The following is a 17555-nucleotide window of genomic DNA, read 5'->3' as shown; positions in this document are numbered from 1 at the left end:
CGTACTGTCAGCTATTCACATAATTCAGCTTTTTATGATACAGTTCATATATGTGCTGGCAATGGCTTGAGACTGAATCATCATGTGTAACAATAATAAGCGTCATTCCTTTATGATGAAGCTCATCAAAAATTCTCAAAATTGATTTCTCTGTTTCTTCATCCAACGAGCCTGTAGGTTCATCTGCAAGAAGTATAGATGGTTCTTTTACAATAGCACGTGCTATCGCAACTCTCTGGCGTTCACCACCTGAAAGTGTTGAAATGTTTCTTTTCATAGCATGTTGGATTTCCAGATCATGCAGCACTTTTTCAACTCTACTTTTTATCTCTTTTTTAGGCATTCTAATATATTGTAAAGGAAGAGCAATATTATCAAACACATTTCTGTCATCAAGTAAATTAAAGTTTTGTGTTACAAAAGAAATATTCTTTTTACGATATTCTGCCCATTCATTTGAAGTAAGTTTTGATATATTGGTACCGTTAAACAACATTTCTCCTTCTTCAAAAAAAATAAGTCCTCCTAAGATATTTAATAAAGTCGATTTTCCACAACCGCTCTTACCTTTAATAGCAATCGAATCTCCTTTAAATACTTTAAAATCCAAATTTTCTAATATGCTCTCATAACGGCTTCCATTCTTAAAGCTTTTCTTTATTCCAGAGAGTTCAAGTAACATATTCTTATACTCCACCTTCATTGTTTATATAATCTGTCATTGAGTTTAACAAAAACCTACGAGCAGGCATGATACAAATTATTAAGCTCATAATAATGCAAAGAATTAATAATACGAATTGAGTCTTAATTTCTCCAATTTTTAATATTTCATTAAGAATGATAAAATTAGTTAGATATGAAGTGAATAAAATAGTACTAATCTCTAACCATAGCATATTTATTAATTTCAATTTCGTTGCTCCATTTATATAATGTATTGCAAATGCGGATAATCTCCTCTTTTGTTGTAACAATAAAATTGTAATGATAACAATTAAATTTAATATGAAAGTAGAAACAAATATAGATTGTATTAAGATCTTATTTTCTTGTAATACAGTCATTAAGCCTCTATACTTTTGAAAATGGGGATTCATACCAATAAATGAATAACCTTCAAAAGAAGTATTTTTAGAGATAGCTTCTATTCTTTGCATCATTATTTGGTTTTGAGATGGACTATTGTCTGTTACAATATATCCATTAACCATAGCAAAATAACTTATCCGTTGAAACAACTCATCAGTTTTCGATATTGGATCTCCGTAATCTCTATATGGGAGAATTATGTATTTATCAAGGTAAAACTCAGTGTTGTTGTTAAAAAAAAGCTTACTATTCTCCTTTAAAAATCCAATTACTTTTATAGTGAAAGTTTTACTATAAAAATTTATAGTTGTTTCATCCCCAACACTATATACATTCTGATAAGAGGAACCTAGCAAAACAGGCATTATAGTATTAGTATCTTTAAAATCGTCATCATTCCATATACTTCCTTTTGATATAACTAATCCAAAATAGTCCAATGCTTGTTTATTCATTTGAAACGATTTCACTGCCGCATATGCTTCTTCACCAATTATTGCCTGATTTTTTTTACTCCCTTGCTCATATCCTTCTATAAATTCTTCCGGTATCCCTTTATCTTTTAGTAAAATATGATGATTAAACATTGCAAGATATCTAAAATCATTTGTATTGTTAAGCTGATTATAAAAATTCTTTATACGACTTAAATGATCTGGTTGGCTAACAAAGTCTGCATATTTATTACCATCATAGAAACCATCAAGTAACTGATAAATTGCTTTTCCTTCATAAATCTTTTGAAGACTGTTACTTTCATAATCTAACTCTCCTTCAAACGCTATAAATGTTCCCAAAATAACAAAAAATAACGTGAGATGGAGATAAAGGGACAGGCTTAAAAATTTGTGTTTTCTAAAATAAAATATAAGTTCTCTAACTGTCACTTTTTAACTACACCTCGATTAGAATTATTTAACCGTAAAAATACCCCTAATAAGATCCAGGCGCTAGAAAGGAAAAGAATTATTATCCAGATCATTAGCTTTATTGTGATAATAGATTCAGACTCAAAAATAAAAAATAAAGTAACAGCTATTACTCCAGAAATAACTACATTCAAGAAAACTTTCAGAAATGACTGGATGTATATTGTTTTTTTTGAAATCCCTATCAAAAATAAAACATTTATTATTTTCTTTTCTTTTTCATACCAATATCTTGTGAAGGCTATGATACTAAGCAACATAAGTAGATAAAATTCGAAAATTAATAATTGATAAATAAATGGGATATTTGCCGTTTTATTTAGACCTTTTTGTTCATTTTCTATAACAGTAACGGTTGGATCTTTTTTAATAATATCCCTGGTTATATCAGTAATATTTGACTTAATATCACTATCTATAATAATTTTAGTGTAATCTACTTCGTGATTCTTACTAGAATTATTCAGTAAAGTAAGATAATCTATTGAGCTTGCGAATGAAGCCCCCATAATACCACTCACTTCATAGTCTTCTCCTTGAAAAGAAATATATTTCCTTCCGTTAATTTCTTTTGTGTTTCTCTCCAGTTCCTTGCCAATCACTGCTTTATTCCCATCATCAGTTTTCGAAAAGAAACGGCCCGATAACATTGGAGGCGACCAATTGCCGTTGTTCTCGAGTAATAAACGATATGTATCGTCGTATTCCAAAAAAACTCTATAATTTGATTTTGAAAGTTGTTTTATTAACCCACCGTGGTCACCTTTAGTAATGAGAACGACATGGTGCTTAGTGTATAATTCATTAGATAATTCCTGAAATTTTTCTTGTTTGCCTGTATAGGTCAAGAAACAAAAACATAGTAAATATAAACAAATGAAAATTAAGATAAATGTAATATCTTTTCTTTTGAGGGTGAACATTTACTTTCCTCATTTCACAGTGATAAAAGTAGAAGCTACTTTATAAAACAAAGTAGCTTCTCTTTATTAAGACTTAAAACATATAATTTTAATACGTTTTAACTTATATTAAGCCTTTTGGAGAACGCCCCTACCTCCGTAACCTATACTAAGTAACGAAGAGGCATTATATGAATGTAAAGGGATTAATCTTCAGTTCCCCAATACGTTCTAGCTTCAGTATTATCAAAGATACCAGGTGTGTACCATGGGGACGTCGCTGTGGTGCCATTCCAATCCCATTGTCTACCACTTGTCGTTTTAACAGTACCATTGCTTAATTCCATTCGAGCGGTTGTATAGTGGTAAACACCCGACCATACAGTATCTCCTTTTGCTGCATAACGAAAAACTGGTTCTCCACCAGGATTAATATTTTCTTTTAAGCGTTTACCAACGTGTGAATCAGGTTTAGAAGACGCAAAAAGACTTATACCATTTTTAGATTGTGAATTAACATAGTAGCCCCCAGATTCACTCCAACCTCCTGAAGCCTTTTGTTGTGCAACAGTAGAAGCAAAACTAGGAATTGCACCTATTAACAATGAAAGACTTAATGCGGAAGTACCCAGAATCATTTTGATACTTTTTTTCATTATTAAACCCTCCTAATATTTTACATTTTTACTACAATTTAAATATAGGTTAAATCATATTATAAGTATATAGTACTATTTTCCTAATTTTGTTGAAATATGGAGTATGGTGAAAAATCAGGTTGAAGAGCGACGTGAAAGAGGCGGAATTTACCTAGTCAGCTAAGCGCCTTTATGAACAATGGACGGCTTGAGATCGATAAAAACCGCAGTAAGCGTTCGATCAAGCCATTTGTGTGGGTATCTCCTCGAACGTATACATAAAATATCCAACAGTAATTATGATATTATTCATTAGTGAAGAACCATATTAACCTCTAGAGTGAAAATATCTTTTCAGAAAAGAAAAAGAGCTAGGAAGATGTAAATACCCTAGCTCTACTTGATTATAAATTAAAGTCCCCCTGTTTAAATCACCGAAATTCACCAGGAGTTGGCACCACCTTAGAATGGAATGGTTGTAATCTTGGATTCCAACCATTTCAGCTATCAAGGCTAAATCCATATCCTATCTCATTCTTTACGATTGCTTATTTTAGTTTAAATACTATTTTCCAATAATCTCATTATAATAATTGCTAAGATCCGTTTGTCCAAGTAGTTTCGGTAATCTGATGCCTGAATACCTTGATACGTTTTCTTTTAAAATTATATCATTATCTATTAAAAACTGGAGATTTTCTTTTGTTTTTTCTTATATTGCACCGTAACAATATCTTCTTGTTGCCGTTTAGAAACCTTCACTTGTTCATGAATCCATTCAGCAAGTTCAGGACAATTTTTTACTAACCACGTACGTCTATCGAAAAGTGTCGGGTTTTGCAGCCAAGAAATTTTATCAATATACCAGCAACAAGTAAGGTTTATGCATAAGTTTGACATGGAGCCTCCATGGGCATGATTCACTGCGAAGGGGTGTAGCCACAGGCTTCGCAGAGGCCAGTAAGCCTATCATGCCCATCTCTCCATATAAAACCAGTTACTTTCTCTGAATAAACTATTGCTGCAAAACTAAGCATTCTTGCGTTGCAACAAACAACATACTCATAACTATATTTTGACTTTAATAACACAACATCTTTTTTCCCATTTTTTAATTTTAAGCTACTTAATACCTTATTCTCTGTTTCAGGTGTCCAATAAATCTTCTGATTCTCTTTTACGCGTGTGATTGATGTGTAGAAATATTATTACAGAGTTATACTCCAAGCCCTGTGCCTTATGAATAGAAACAGCATACGCAACTTGAAACGGAATGACTGCTTCTGATGTCAGATCATCATCTTCCTCATTAGTGCTTCTAAATTTATTAACGAAAAATCTAATTTTAGCAAAAAAGTTTTTTAGGTAAACGCTAACTGTACAGCGTTAGCAATTGGGCGGTTCCGCTATTCAGAAACGAGGACCGCTGAACGTTATTAGGTACCGTCAGTTCAATACTTTAATACTTTATTTTCCAAATATAATTCTCATCTAATACTTAATTTTCAGTCTTTCTTTTATCAGGAAAAAGCTTCTTAGCTTTCTGTCTCAAACATATGGGCTATTGGGAAGGGATTTTTACTTAATCAAACCACTTTTTCTCAAGCTTTAAATTCATTCGATATAAACCATAAATTAAAGTACCAATTAATAAACATTCGATTGCCTGAAGATATTCTCCGGCAAAAATTAAACCGGTTCCCCATCCAGCGAATATGGCTATTAATATTTTCAAAATCACTCCCTCATTCTTATCTAACCACCCTATAGTCTGAATTGAGCCTCCTATACATTGAAATAAGATTAGATTCCGCTGGAGTTAGTCAGAATGCGTTTTCCCCCTCCGGACAATTAGGTTGCTCTTGAACTTCCTCAACCAACAACCAATTCAGATCAAACCATACTTGATTCTTAACGCAATTAAAGTCTCGGCAGATGGCTTGCTGTTCCCTTTTTCTATTTCGCTAAGATTACCTTGTGATATTCCAAGAGCCGTTGAACTTCAACTTGGTTTAAATTATGTAATTTTCGAAAAGCAATTTATTTTTTCTCCGATCATAATGGCCCATCCTTTCTATTCTATCCCCAACTAATGGTGAATAATCCTTATCGAAAATGACTTTTCCTCCGGTTTGTCCGAGCCTAAAATATAAAACTTTACCGGGTGTAAGTGTATACTTTTTTTGATCCATCTTCAATTTTTTAAAGCTGATATATAAACCAAATGGTCAGAAACCCCTTGTACTATAAGGGATTTCTGACCATCTGTTTGTCTCATTTTGATGTTATAACCTACCTCAAACTATCTTATAATCAGTCTCAATTTACGTTATAACTGCACACTCCTGCCACTTACTTTGCAAAATACCTGTAATCCACAAAAAATTCCTGTCCCAAATATTGCCCTTCTCCAACACGCTCACTTTCTTACTCACCCAAGCCTTCTCCCCCATTTTCGGGATAAAAATTACTGTCCCTCTCATGTCAGGTTATAAGGGTGAAAACTGGTAAAGAACTGGTTCAATTGTGAACGAAACGAGATAAAAATTCTTGTCCATAAACGGCAGGAAAAAGGCAGGTAAAAAGCAGGATAAGGGTTTAAAAATCCGAGTAAGAGCTTGGGTAAAAGAATGGGAGTTGGCTTGGTACACTTGGGTTCTTGATGGAGAGAACGATTGGGAAAGAGCTTGAAAAAGCAGAAAAAAAAGACTGGGGAAATGCTTGAGGAAAAGTCAGAGCATTTGCCAGTCTTTGGAGTTTGGTGGACAGTTATTTTTAGTCAGGGACAGTTATTGGAGCGTTGGACAGGAATTTTTTATTGGTTAAAATACCGCTGCCGCTGCGCCTCGAACAACAGCACAGACGCGGCCATCGCGACATTCAGGGATTCTGCTTGCCCCTGCATAGGTATGATCAGCCCGTCGTCCATCAGCTCCCGGACATTCGGGCTTAAACCTCTCCCCTCGCTGCCGAACAGGAGCCATACCGACCCTGTAAAATCATAAGCGTAACAGTTCTCAGCTGCCTGCAGGCTTGTTCCGGCGAGCCGTATACCCCGCTCTTTGGCTTGAGGCAGAATCTCGGTTAGATTCCCCTCAATGACGGGCAAGTGGAACAAAGATCCCATCGTCGAGCGGATCACCTTCGGATTATAAATATCCGCGCTGCCCGGGCCGACGAGCACCCCGCTCGCTCCCACGGCATCCGCACTGCGAATGATCGTGCCGACATTGCCCGGATCCTGTACCCCGTCCAGCACCACGACAAGGCTCCGTTCCTCCGCCAGTAATACCTCCGCCTCATCGCTGCTCTTGCGGACGACCGCGAACACGGACTGCGGCGTCTTGGCATCGGTGCACTTGGCGATAATCGCAGCCGTCACGCCGATCCATTCTACATCAAGCGATGCGGCTGCAGCCTCCGATAATTCCGCTGGAATGCCTCGCTCGATGTCATAACAGATGCATTCCATAACGATCCGCGCCTTCAGCGCTTCCTGTACCAAATGAATGCCTTCAATTAAAAACTTATGCTGCTTGTCCCTGTTTTTCTTCTCAAGCAGTCCAGCCCATGCCTTCACACGGGGATTGTGCGCAGAAGTAATTTGCTGCATGGATCTATTCATCCCCTTAGTTTATGATTCCGAATAAGCCAGCTCCAGCTTCGTCAAATCGTTCTTCTCTCCGACAATGACGAGAATATCTCCTTCGGCAAGCCGATCATTGGCAGCCGGTGAAATATTCATTTTGGCGCCTGTCTTGATCGCCATGACGTTGCAGCCGAATTTCGCCCGGATGTCGAGCTCCTTCAGGTTTTTGCCGACCATCGCTTTCGTAATTTGCAAATCAACGATGCTGTATTCGTCCGATAATTCGATATAGTCCAAAATGTTCGGCGAGGTCAAATGGTGAGCAACACGAAGCCCCATATCCCGCTCTGGATATATCACCTTGTCCGCGCCAATCTTATTCAACACCTTGCCGTGCAGCTCATTTTGAGCTTTAACGATAATGATTGGCCCGCCGAGGTCTTTAAGAATAAGTGTCGTCAAAATGCTGGCCTGAATATTTTCGCCGATCGCTACGACCACGACATCGAAATTCCGTATGCCCAGCGCACGAAGCGCCTCCTCATCTGTAGAATCTGCAGATACGGCATGCGTAACGATATTGGAAACCGCCTGCGTTCGCTGTTCATCGGAGTCGATCGCCAGCACATCAAAGCCCATGCCGCTTAAGGCACTAGCCACGCTAAGCCCAAAACGGCCCATGCCGATGACAGCGTATTGTTTTTTTCCGGATTGTGCCATGCTTCCACCTGCCCGAGTCATTATTTATGCGAATTAGTATACCACAACATGCCTTAAACTTGAATTTTCACAGCGTACATCGGGAACATTAACACCGGGCAATGACTATTTCAGGGAGGTATGAATATGCCAATTACTCTTGACCTTAGACAAGCGGTTGTGCATAAAATGCACGGCAAGAACGAAGCCGGCCTGCGGGACATGGTAGAAGGATCTATCGATGCCCAGGAAGCTGCGCTTCCCGGCCTTGGAGTCGTCTTCGAGATCTTATGGAAGAGCATTGACGACGCTAAAAAGGATGAGTTGATTTCACTCCTGAACAAAGAGCTGACTTCTGCCGAGCTAAAGCCATTGAAATAAGGAAAGCCCGCTGCAACACAACAAAGGAAGCCTTCCTTACTGACTTTATGTCGGATAAGGAGGCTTCCTTTTTATCATACCGTGGCTACGGCCTTTTAAGCTTGTATTAGGGTGCCGTCTCTAAAAACTTCGCATCCGGATTTTTCTCCATCGCGGTTCTCATCGCATATTCGTTCTCGAACAAGACGACATAATTGCCTTTCTTGTCCGTCACTAGCGTAGAATTAATCCGGAATCTCGACGGATCAACCTTATCCGCAACAAGCCAGCGGGCGAACTGATACGGCATCCGCTGCAATTGAACGTCTACGCCGTACTCGCCTTTCATCCGATATTCGAACACCTCGAACTGCAGCTGCCCTACAACACCAAGCAGCATATCCTCGAAGCCTACCGTCGTAAACACCTGAATCGTTCCCTCTTCCGTCAGCTGGTCGATCCCCTTCTGATACTGCTTATGCTTCAAGGCATTCTTCACCGTCACCTTGGCGAAAATCTCCGGAGAGAAGGTCGGCATCTCATCGAACTGAATCTCGCTTCCTTGACTGAGTGAATCGCCAATCCGGAAAATGCCCGGATCGAACAAACCGATAATATCGCCGGGATACGCCTCAGTCACGATATCCCGATCCTGAGCAAGGAATTGCTGCGGCTGAGACAGCTTAATCTCTTTGCCTACGCGAACATGCTTCACCGACATGCCCCGCTCGAATTTTCCAGACACGATGCGCAGGAAGGCAATGCGATCCCGGTGCGCGGGATTCATGTTTGCCTGGATTTTGAATACGTAGCCCGAGAACTTCTCATTCGTCGGCTCCACCAGCCCGGCTACGCTATGGCGCGGCTCCGGCTTCGGAGCAAGGCGCAGAAAGTTCTCCAGGAACGTCTGAACGCCGAAGTTGTTCACGGCGCTGCCGAAGAAGACCGGCGTCAACTCGCCGCGGCTAACCTTTTCCATATCAAAAGGATCTCCAGCTACATCAAGGAGCTCTAAATCCTGACAGAGCTGATCATGAAGAAATTCCCCAGCCAATTCACGGATCGCAGGGTCGTGATAATTCTCGACCTTCTTCACTTGAATCTGGGAATGATCGTCCCCTTGGAACAATTCAACCTGATTATTCATCCGGTCGTAAATGCCCGACAGCTCTCGGCCCGAGCCGATCGGCCAGTTCATCGGCACAGAGCGGATGCCCAGCACCTGCTCCAGCTCTTCCATAAGATCAAACGGGCTCCGGCCTTCCCGATCCAGCTTATTGATGAAAGTGAAGATTGGAATGCCGCGCTTGGCACAGACCTGGAACAGCTTGATCGTCTGAACCTCGACGCCCTTGGCCACGTCAATCAGCATGACGGCACTGTCCGCTGCGGTCAAGGTACGATAAGTGTCCTCACTGAAATCCTGGTGACCCGGCGTATCCAGAATATTTACTCGATGACCGTTATAATCAAACTGCATGACGGAGGAAGTGACGGAGATCCCGCGCTGCTTCTCAATTTCCATCCAGTCGCTTGTTGCATGCTTGCTTGCTTTTCGAGCCTTTACCGATCCGGCCAGGCGGATCGCCCCGCCGAACAGCAATAGCTTCTCGGTTAATGTTGTTTTCCCGGCATCCGGGTGGGAAATGATCGCAAACGTCCGCCGTTTGTCCACTTCCTGCTGCAGCACTTGTCCCAATGCTTTGCTCATTTATCACTAGTCCTCTCATTCCACAAATTCACGTTGTATATTGTAACATATTTTGTCTCTTTGTACGCAAAAAACACCCTCACATCTTGGGAGATGTCTAGGATGCTTTTGTTGAAGCCCAGTATTAGCTTATGCATAATCACGCTATTCGGTCACTTATTCTTCTGCTCTAATCGACAGGCTTAAGGAATTCCCCTAACTGCCAATTGATGCATATACTCATGCGAAGATACCGGCTTGCGTCCCGGGCCCCATCCGATTTTCTCGCGATAGCCCCCGAGCAGGCCCCGTTCCTCTAGCTCCGCTTCCTGCACCTCGGCTTGCCTTTCCGCAAACGGCGCCACATACATCGCATCTGCAGGACAATACAGCTCGCACATAAAGCAGGTTTGGCAATCTTCTTTACGGGCGATCAGCGGAATGCCGTCCACCCCTTTATCGAATACATCCGTCGGACATACGCTAACGCATAAATTGCACTGCACGCACCGACTCTCGCTAATCAGCTCAATCATTGCAGCACAGCCTCCTTCCCTATCGGTTCAGGCCGGACGATAATTTCGTCAAGCCCACTGCTGATCAAGCGATGCTGCTGAGCCGGATCCAGCTGGGGATAATCGTCACGCCTATGCATTCCTCGCGACTCTTTGCGCGATAACGCAGAATGATACATCCAGCGGGCCGCAGCCGTCATCGCCGCTGCTTCCCGGAGCCTAACGCCCTCACGATCCCATCCGGCGTTGTCCTCCCTCAGCTCTTGCCAGATCTGTTCCAAGCGTTCTAGCGATGACTTCAAACCTGCCTCGGAACGGAACAGATTCCGATCATAAGGCATGACCTCCGCCTGCACGGCCTTCACATATTCTGCGGCTGAATAAGTATTTTCCCTCTTCCTCCCCTTGAAGGCGGTGCTATTCAGCGGCAGAGAACGTTCAGAGAGGCCTTTTACCTTACGCTGATAAGCGAGCAGCCCCAATCGCCGGGCGTATTCCGCAGCCCCATCCCCCGCAAAGCTGCCGGAGGACATCGCCCATGCGGCATTGTGGCTGCCTCCGCCAGTAAATCCGCCGCATATGAGCTCACGGGTCGCCGCGTCGCCAGCTGCGTATAACCCCGGCACCTTCGTCGCGCATGTCGCATCGATAATATGGATTCCACCAGTTCCGCGTACTGTTCCCTCAAGGCGAAGCGTAATCGGGAAGAAATCGTTAAACGGATCGATGCCACAGCGGTCAAAGGGCAAAAAGAAATTCCGCTGGCCAACTCGCAGCAGCGGCCTGATCTCCTCAGGCGCCAAATCGAGCCGCGCATACACCTGCCGACCAGCCAGCAAATGACGGGCGATCACAGAACGCCCCTGCTTGGAGCCTGCTCCCTCTACCAGCGTACCGTCCTCATAATAAAAGGAAGCGTACTGATAATAGGCCGTCTTTGTCACCGAAGAAAAGACCGGCGATAAGGCATACGCATTGGAAAACTCCATACCGGAGAATTCCGCTCCGGCTTCGGCAGCCATCAAGTAGCCGTCTCCCGTCAGCACATTGCAGCCCAGTGCTTTACTTAGAAAAGCGCATCCTCCTGTAGCAATTACCACAGCTCCAGCACGAACTGACCAAGCCTGCCCGGACGATGTGCGAACCCCTGCGGCCCCTCCAACGCCATATTCATCAGCTAGCAATTCAAGCGCCGGACTATGATCCAGTATTTTCACCCCTGCCTGCTTGACCACTTTACGCATTAAGCGCATATATTCCGGGCCCTGCAAGCCTCTCCGATGCTGCTGGGCCTGCTCATCTACGGGAAACGGGTATCCCCATTTAGCGATCGTACCCATGTTGTCATAGGTTTGATCCAGTACACGGTTCATCCATTGCCTATCGGCCAATTCACCTCCGAGAAAGTAACGGCTGCGCTTAGCCTCTTCCCGGGCGGCCATCTCCGGCTTGACGTACCATACGCCCGTTCCCGACGGCGCTGTAGCCCCGCTTGTTCCGCAATAGCCTTTATCCGCCAGAACGACCTGACTCCCCTTTTTCGCCGCCGTGATTGCAGCCCAGGTACCGGCTGGCCCACCGCCAATAACCAATACATCAGCCCTTAAATTCAAGCCCTTTTCCCGCATGCCATTACCTCCTCCCCAAACAGAAAGGAGGCACCTCCCTAAAACGGGAAATGCCTCCATTCGAATGGTCGACTATAATTCGCATTATTCATATGAGAATAATTAAATTTATTAACTTACACAATAGCAAGGCTGCCTATATTTGTCAACCCATAAAAAAGCCGTCAACCAGCAGTTCAACTGATCGACGGCTTCTATGTCAACATTTCAACTAGATCGAGATCAACCTATCCCTTAATCCAGATAACGTTATCTTCTTCCTGGCCATTCACCGGCCACCAGTGGAAACCGTCCTGCGCAAGCAGCTTATCAGCTTCCTCCGGCCCCCAGGATCCTGCGGCATAGGTGCTGATATCGCCGGAGTCCTGAGCCCAAGCGGACGCAATACGGTCTACGAATGCCCATGCTGTAGCCACTTCGTCCCACCGTGTAAAGTAAGTGGAATCGCCATTGGCCGCATCATGGATCAGACGCTCGTATGCCTCAGGAGAGTTGATGCCTACTTGGCAGCTCTGACAAAACTCCATCGCCAGCGGACTGATCTGCGATTCCGTGCCCGGCTTCTTCGCGTTGATCTTGATATAAATCCCTTCCATCGGGTTCACGCGGATTACGAGCAGGTTCGGCTCGAGCTTATGCTTCTGCCCCAGGTAAACGTTGGTTGGCATTTGCTTGAATTCAACAACGACCTCCGTTGTCTTAACAGGAAGGCGTTTGCCTGTACGAATATAGAAGGGAACACCAGCCCAGCGGAAATTGTCCACAAATACCTTGGCTGCAAAGTACGTCTCCGTATTGGAGTTCGGATCTACCTTATCCTCTTGGCGGTAGCCCGGCAGCGTCTTGCCGCCGCTTTCTCCTTCTGCATACTGCCCCCGCACAACATTCTCCTTCACTTCCTGCGGTGAAGCATACGGACGAAGCGAGCGAAGCACCTTCACCTTCTCATCCCGGATATCCTCGGCAAGCAGTCGGCTTGGCGGCTCCATGGCAATCATCGTAAGCAATTGCAGCATATGGTTCTGTCCCATGTCCCGAAGGGCTCCGGCATTATCATAATACCCGCCGCGCTCCTCCACGCCGACGGTCTCGCTCAGCGTGATTTGAATATTGGAAATATGCTTATTGTTCCAAAGCGGTTCGAAAAACGCATTCGCAAAACGAATCACTTCGATATTCTGTACCATCTCTTTACCAAGATAGTGGTCAATCCGGTAAATCTCTTCCTCTTTGAACACTTGGTTCAGTTCTTCGTTCAGCTTCTGAGCGGAAATCAGATCATAACCGAACGGCTTCTCAATCACGAGACGATGCCAGCCGCTGCTATCCAGCATGCCGCCCTTCTGCAGATTGAAGGATACGCTGCCGAACAACTCCGGTGCAAGCGCCAGATAGAACAGGCGATTACCGGGAATGCCGAAGCGGGCTTCCACTTCCTCCGTTTGCTGAAGCAGCTCCCGGTATCCGTCTATATTGTTAATGTCGAGTGATTTATACGAAAAATGCTCTGCAAAACGGCTCCAATCCGCATTATCATCGACCGAATAACGACAAAACTCCTGGATGGAACGATACACGTCATCACGAAATTCTTCCATTGAGCGGGGACGTCGCGCCACGCCGATAACCGCAAAATCTTCTCCGAGCTTTCCTTCGCGATACAAGGAATATATTGCGGGAAACAACTTCCGCCTGGCCAAATCTCCGGTTGCTCCAAAAATGAAATATACCGCACCTGGTGTTTGCAGTGACTCTAGATTTTGTATTTCAGTCATGGCTCCTCATTCTTTCTATGTAATATAGTGTATATTTATTCATTCTCCCATCAATGCCATAACCTTACACGGCATCACAGCATGTGATGATATTTTAGCATATTCACTACAAGGATGCCATCACATTCATATCAAAAATAGTTATGTTCTTTGAAAATTCATCTAATATTTATCTAATATTCATTTAATATTCAACCGTCAGCAGCGGGGAGCCTAGGGATACATCATAACGATTCGTTTCCGTGTTCCAATGAACCGCCAACTGCAGGCCAATATTCTTACCGGCGCTCTTTACTTTAATCGGAAATTCCTCCACCGCATAAGAGCGGCTGATTGTTCGATCATCTTCAAAGCCCTCCACCTGACGCAGCTCCAGCCATTCCCTCGCACGAGACTCCATTGCTTCAAATGCAGCATTTGCGGGAAAATCTTGGATCCCCCCTTCATAATAACCCTCCCCCCCAAGGGCGGAGTCTGAGAAGGCTGCTGCATGATCAACAGCTAGAGCCGCTCCCTGCAGTGCTGCATTCCATTTGACGCGCACACCTTCCTTAAGAAGTGCTTCACCATAGCCAGCGCCATATTCCGCTAATTGATCCAGCCCTGCCATCGATTGGTTTTCAAGCCGTAAGACTACATAATAGAGCCCTTCCGCTTGAGACGTTATCGCCAGCTTGCCATGGATATCTCCTGCTGTCCCTTCGGCATAGAACACATCCCGTTCATGCACTTGTTCTGCATAACGGTTCGCTAATCCCAATCGATCAGCCAGTACCTCCGCCGCTGCCTCCAAAGACAGCCCTGTCTGCCATTCTCCCTGCCATTTGACGGTGCCTTGCATATCACCCTGCGTCAAGTTTTCCCCTACAGCCAACATTTTCTCCAATTGTACCCGCGATGATTCAGCTTCAGACGAATAAGCAGCATCCGCATTAGCTGTTATGCCTATGCCATTCAACGATTTCACAACAACTGCACCCGCAACAATAATCATGACCATGATTCCCCATAATTTTTTCATCATACCATCATCTCTCCTCAACCGTTCTATGAATCTATCAACAGGTTCTCCAGGAGAGCTGATAATTATACATTGAGATGTAATCAGTGGTTGCATCGCTGAAAACTTATGAATGCTATAATCTAAAAAAATGACCTCCGGCTTGCTGGCCAGGGTCATCTTCTCTCATCCGCAGAGCTGGAAGAGGTGGACGTCGATATAAAGTTCATGTCACTCCAACACAAAATACCTTTAAAAGTGCTACACTCCCCGCCTCACCAATTATTCGGCCAGCCCATTCTTATAAGCATAGATGGCCGCTTGAGTACGATCCTCCACACCTAGCTTGGCTAAAATATTCGTTACGTGAAACTTCACGGTTTTAATACCGATAATCAGATCGTCGGCAATGTCCTGATTGGATTTTCCTTGAGCGAGCAGGCGCAGCACATCCATCTCCCGATCCGTCAGCTCCTCGTGAGCGGGAGTCTCCGTTTTCGGCTGCCGGAACCGGTTCATCATTTTAGACGCCACCTGCGACTCGAGGACAGATTGGCCGCGAGCTGCGGCACGAATGGCATCGGCTACCTCGGAAGCACGGGACGTCTTTAGTAGATAGCTGAACGCTCCCGCCTCGATGACGGGATACATTTTCTCATCATCCAGATAACTCGTCAGGACGATGACTTTGCATTCGGGGTAGAGCTTAAGCAGCTGCCTCGTCGTCTCGATTCCATCCATGCCTTCCATCACGAGATCCATGAGCACAACGTCAGGCTTATACTCTTGAGCGAGACGGATGCCTTCCTCCCCGCTGCTCGCCTCGCCAACCACTTCTATGCCATCCTCGGTGCCAAGCACAGCAGCCAGACCGATCCTTACCATCTCATGATCGTCCACCAGCAGTACTTTAATATCATTGTCCATCTCCATGATATTCCTCCCCTCCACTCTCTTCCGTCAGTAACGGTACCGTAATTTCAATTCGCGTCCCTTTGCCCGGTGCGGTAATAAATTGAATCGAGCCGCCAATCTCCCGCACGCGCTCCTGCATCGTGTTTAAGCCATAGGACGCCTGCTTCTTCTCATCAAGCTGGAAGCCGACCCCGTTATCACGAAGGATGACCTTGACCGTCTCCGCTCTCCGATGAATGCGAATTTCCATCTTATCCGCCTTGGCATGCCGCAGCGTATTCGACATGGCTTCCTGAATGATGCGGAATAAATGATTTTCGATGCCTTTGCCAAGATTCAAATCTTCATCGATCTCAAGCGTGAGATCCATAGGCACCTTCGTTTTTAGCTCGCGTACCAGCTCCAGCAGCCCCTGCGATAACTCCTTGCCCTCCAAATAAACCGGACGGAGATGCAGCAGCAAGGCTCTCATCTCGGACTGGGCGACCGAAGCCATCTCCTCGATCAGCTCGACTTGACGCTGGGCCTTGTCAAAATCCTTCTCAAGGGTACGGCCTACCGCCGTCGCCGTCATCGATATCGCGAACAGCTGCTGGGAGACCGCATCATGAAGCTCGCGGGCCAGCCTTTGCCGCTCCTCGACGATCGCCGACACCCTCGCCTGTTCAGCCAACTGAGCATTATGCGTGGACAAGCGCTGCAAGGAGCTGACCTGCTCCTCCCAGCGCTTTCCAATCCTCTCCAGTTGTTCCCCTAGCCGGCCCAGCTCATCCTCCCCCAGCTTTGGGACGGTTCCCGTCTGATTCCCCTTCTCCCACTGCAGCAAGGAATCACGAAGCAAATCAACCCTTCGCTTAGAACGGTAGCCCTGTAAGAAACCATACACCGCGCCGATGACAAGAAGAAGCGTAAGCAACGTAAGCCCGGCTTGTATGCCTGTTTTCCAGGAAGTTGACGGCTTGAAATACCCGTATGTATACATTACATACATAATTCCCACAAGCAGTATAAAAGACAGGAGGATCCCATCCCGCATACTGCGAGATACCATGTTAGCTGGTTTTTTCTTTCTCATGCAGGTCTCCTCCTGTGTTTAGGTTAAATGTATATCGACATTCCCTACAAGGTAGGAAATTATAATTTTCACTTTTTGATCTCTTTGCTCATAATTGGGAGACTTCCAATAGATGCGATTCAGCATCCCTGTCTCTTTCTCTTCATCGAGGTCGACTTGTCCGAACAGGACAAACGCCTCAATCTCAACGCCGTAGTCTTCAGACACGATCAGATCGATGTCGCCGACGATTCCTTGGAACATAAGCACATTATTTTGATCTTCCACCATAGCCAGCGACAGGTCAATATTCACTTCCCCGAGCACATGCCACATGCTTGTATTGCGAAGCGTCCAAGGGTCGCGATCCCAATGAATGCTGGATGTAATGTTCTGCTTTTGGACATGGTTGCCTTGCGGATGCGTCTTCTTCATCTTGGCATAATATAATCCAAGCGAGATCATCAAAATAGCGATTACTAGCATTAAATGGTTCAATAGAATTATGCCGCCGCCGATCGCCAGCAGAATATAACCGACTTTTACGTCGTCACCCCGACGAATCATATAAATGCCATAGCCCAATATTAAAAACGCGACGATGGTAAAAAAGCTCAGCCACTGGCCGAAGATGATGAATACGCCAAGCCCGATCAATCCGATGGCCAATAAGCTTCTATGCCTATCCATGCCGCACCTCCAGATCAGTTCATATGTGAGAATGTAAGTGGAAAAGCCATAACAGTATAATAGACTCATACCGCATGGC

17 protein-coding genes are annotated in these 17555 nt (G+C 44.6%); 1 reads left to right on the top strand and 16 read right to left on the bottom strand.

From position 1 onward, the window contains the following. Window positions 1-7: 7 nt before the first annotated feature. The 8 genes from ACE3MQ_RS16790 to ACE3MQ_RS16755 form a co-directional block, all read right to left on the bottom strand. Entirely contained in the window at window positions 8-682 is a 675-nt protein-coding gene (locus ACE3MQ_RS16790; RefSeq protein ID WP_379394669.1) for an ABC transporter ATP-binding protein, read from the bottom strand. Window positions 683-686: 4 nt separating this feature from the next. Then, window positions 687-1979 carry a hypothetical protein gene (locus tag ACE3MQ_RS16785; protein WP_379394667.1) on the bottom strand — a complete coding sequence of 431 codons (1293 nt, stop codon included), beginning with the start codon at window positions 1977-1979 and terminating at the stop codon, window positions 687-689. Then, window positions 1976-2944 carry a hypothetical protein gene (locus ACE3MQ_RS16780; protein ID WP_379394665.1) on the bottom strand — a complete coding sequence of 323 codons (969 nt, stop codon included), beginning with the start codon at window positions 2942-2944 and terminating at the stop codon, window positions 1976-1978. Before ACE3MQ_RS16780 ends, ACE3MQ_RS16785 begins: the two co-directional genes overlap by 4 nt. Window positions 2945-3129: 185 nt before the next feature. Further along, a complete protein-coding gene (locus ACE3MQ_RS16775; protein ID WP_379394663.1) occupies window positions 3130-3579 on the bottom strand; it encodes a hypothetical protein in 450 nt (149 codons plus the stop codon). A gap of 1564 nt (window positions 3580-5143) precedes the next feature. Continuing rightward, window positions 5144-5296: a hypothetical protein gene (locus tag ACE3MQ_RS16770; protein ID WP_379394661.1), complete on the bottom strand. Its 153-nt coding sequence runs from the start codon at window positions 5294-5296 to the stop codon at window positions 5144-5146. 153 nt (window positions 5297-5449) lie between these two features. Beyond that, window positions 5450-5545 carry a hypothetical protein gene (locus tag ACE3MQ_RS16765; protein ID WP_379395098.1) on the bottom strand — a complete coding sequence of 32 codons (96 nt, stop codon included), beginning with the start codon at window positions 5543-5545 and terminating at the stop codon, window positions 5450-5452. Window positions 5546-6376: 831 nt separating this feature from the next. Then, a complete protein-coding gene (locus tag ACE3MQ_RS16760) occupies window positions 6377-7174 on the bottom strand; it encodes a TrmH family RNA methyltransferase (RefSeq protein WP_379394659.1) in 798 nt (265 codons plus the stop codon). 21 nt (window positions 7175-7195) lie between these two features. Beyond that, window positions 7196-7870, bottom strand: coding sequence for a potassium channel family protein (locus ACE3MQ_RS16755; RefSeq protein ID WP_379394657.1), 675 nt, complete (start codon window positions 7868-7870; stop codon window positions 7196-7198). A gap of 126 nt (window positions 7871-7996) precedes the next feature. On the opposite strand from ACE3MQ_RS16755, the gene sspI reads away from it, so the two are divergent. Further along, window positions 7997-8230 (top strand): small acid-soluble spore protein SspI, encoded by a 234-nt coding sequence (gene sspI / locus ACE3MQ_RS16750; protein ID WP_379394655.1) that lies wholly within the window; start codon window positions 7997-7999, stop codon window positions 8228-8230. Between the two features lie 106 nt (window positions 8231-8336). Here sspI and ACE3MQ_RS16745 read toward each other — a convergent pair whose 3' ends face one another. The 8 genes from ACE3MQ_RS16745 to liaF form a co-directional block, all read right to left on the bottom strand. Beyond that, entirely contained in the window at window positions 8337-9920 is a 1584-nt protein-coding gene (locus ACE3MQ_RS16745) for a peptide chain release factor 3 (RefSeq protein ID WP_379394653.1), read from the bottom strand. Window positions 9921-10102: 182 nt separating this feature from the next. Beyond that, window positions 10103-10435, bottom strand: coding sequence for a 4Fe-4S binding protein (locus tag ACE3MQ_RS16740; protein WP_379394651.1), 333 nt, complete (start codon window positions 10433-10435; stop codon window positions 10103-10105). Continuing rightward, window positions 10432-12042 carry an FAD-dependent oxidoreductase gene (locus ACE3MQ_RS16735; RefSeq protein WP_379394649.1) on the bottom strand — a complete coding sequence of 537 codons (1611 nt, stop codon included), beginning with the start codon at window positions 12040-12042 and terminating at the stop codon, window positions 10432-10434. Before ACE3MQ_RS16735 ends, ACE3MQ_RS16740 begins: the two co-directional genes overlap by 4 nt. A 227-nt stretch (window positions 12043-12269) precedes the next feature. After that, window positions 12270-13817 (bottom strand): glucose-6-phosphate dehydrogenase, encoded by a 1548-nt coding sequence (gene zwf / locus ACE3MQ_RS16730; protein ID WP_379394647.1) that lies wholly within the window; start codon window positions 13815-13817, stop codon window positions 12270-12272. 184 nt (window positions 13818-14001) lie between these two features. Continuing rightward, on the bottom strand, window positions 14002-14841 hold the full coding sequence (locus ACE3MQ_RS16725) for a YwmB family TATA-box binding protein (protein ID WP_379394645.1): 840 nt from the start codon (window positions 14839-14841) through the stop codon (window positions 14002-14004). Window positions 14842-15099: 258 nt separating this feature from the next. Continuing rightward, window positions 15100-15744, bottom strand: a complete 645-nt coding sequence (locus tag ACE3MQ_RS16720; protein WP_379395096.1) for a response regulator — start codon at window positions 15742-15744, stop codon at window positions 15100-15102. Continuing rightward, window positions 15734-16807, bottom strand: a complete 1074-nt coding sequence (locus tag ACE3MQ_RS16715; protein ID WP_379394643.1) for a sensor histidine kinase — start codon at window positions 16805-16807, stop codon at window positions 15734-15736. The genes ACE3MQ_RS16720 and ACE3MQ_RS16715 overlap by 11 nt, the downstream gene beginning before the upstream one ends. Before the next feature lie 18 nt (window positions 16808-16825). After that, on the bottom strand, window positions 16826-17476 hold the full coding sequence (gene liaF, locus ACE3MQ_RS16710) for a cell wall-active antibiotics response protein LiaF (RefSeq protein WP_379394641.1): 651 nt from the start codon (window positions 17474-17476) through the stop codon (window positions 16826-16828). Between the last annotated feature and the right edge of the window lie 79 nt (window positions 17477-17555).

Source organism: Paenibacillus lentus, assembly GCF_042714055.1.
Classification (GTDB): Bacteria; Bacillota; Bacilli; order Paenibacillales; family Paenibacillaceae; genus Fontibacillus; species Fontibacillus lentus_A.
This window is presented reverse-complemented; position numbering and strand designations above follow the sequence as displayed.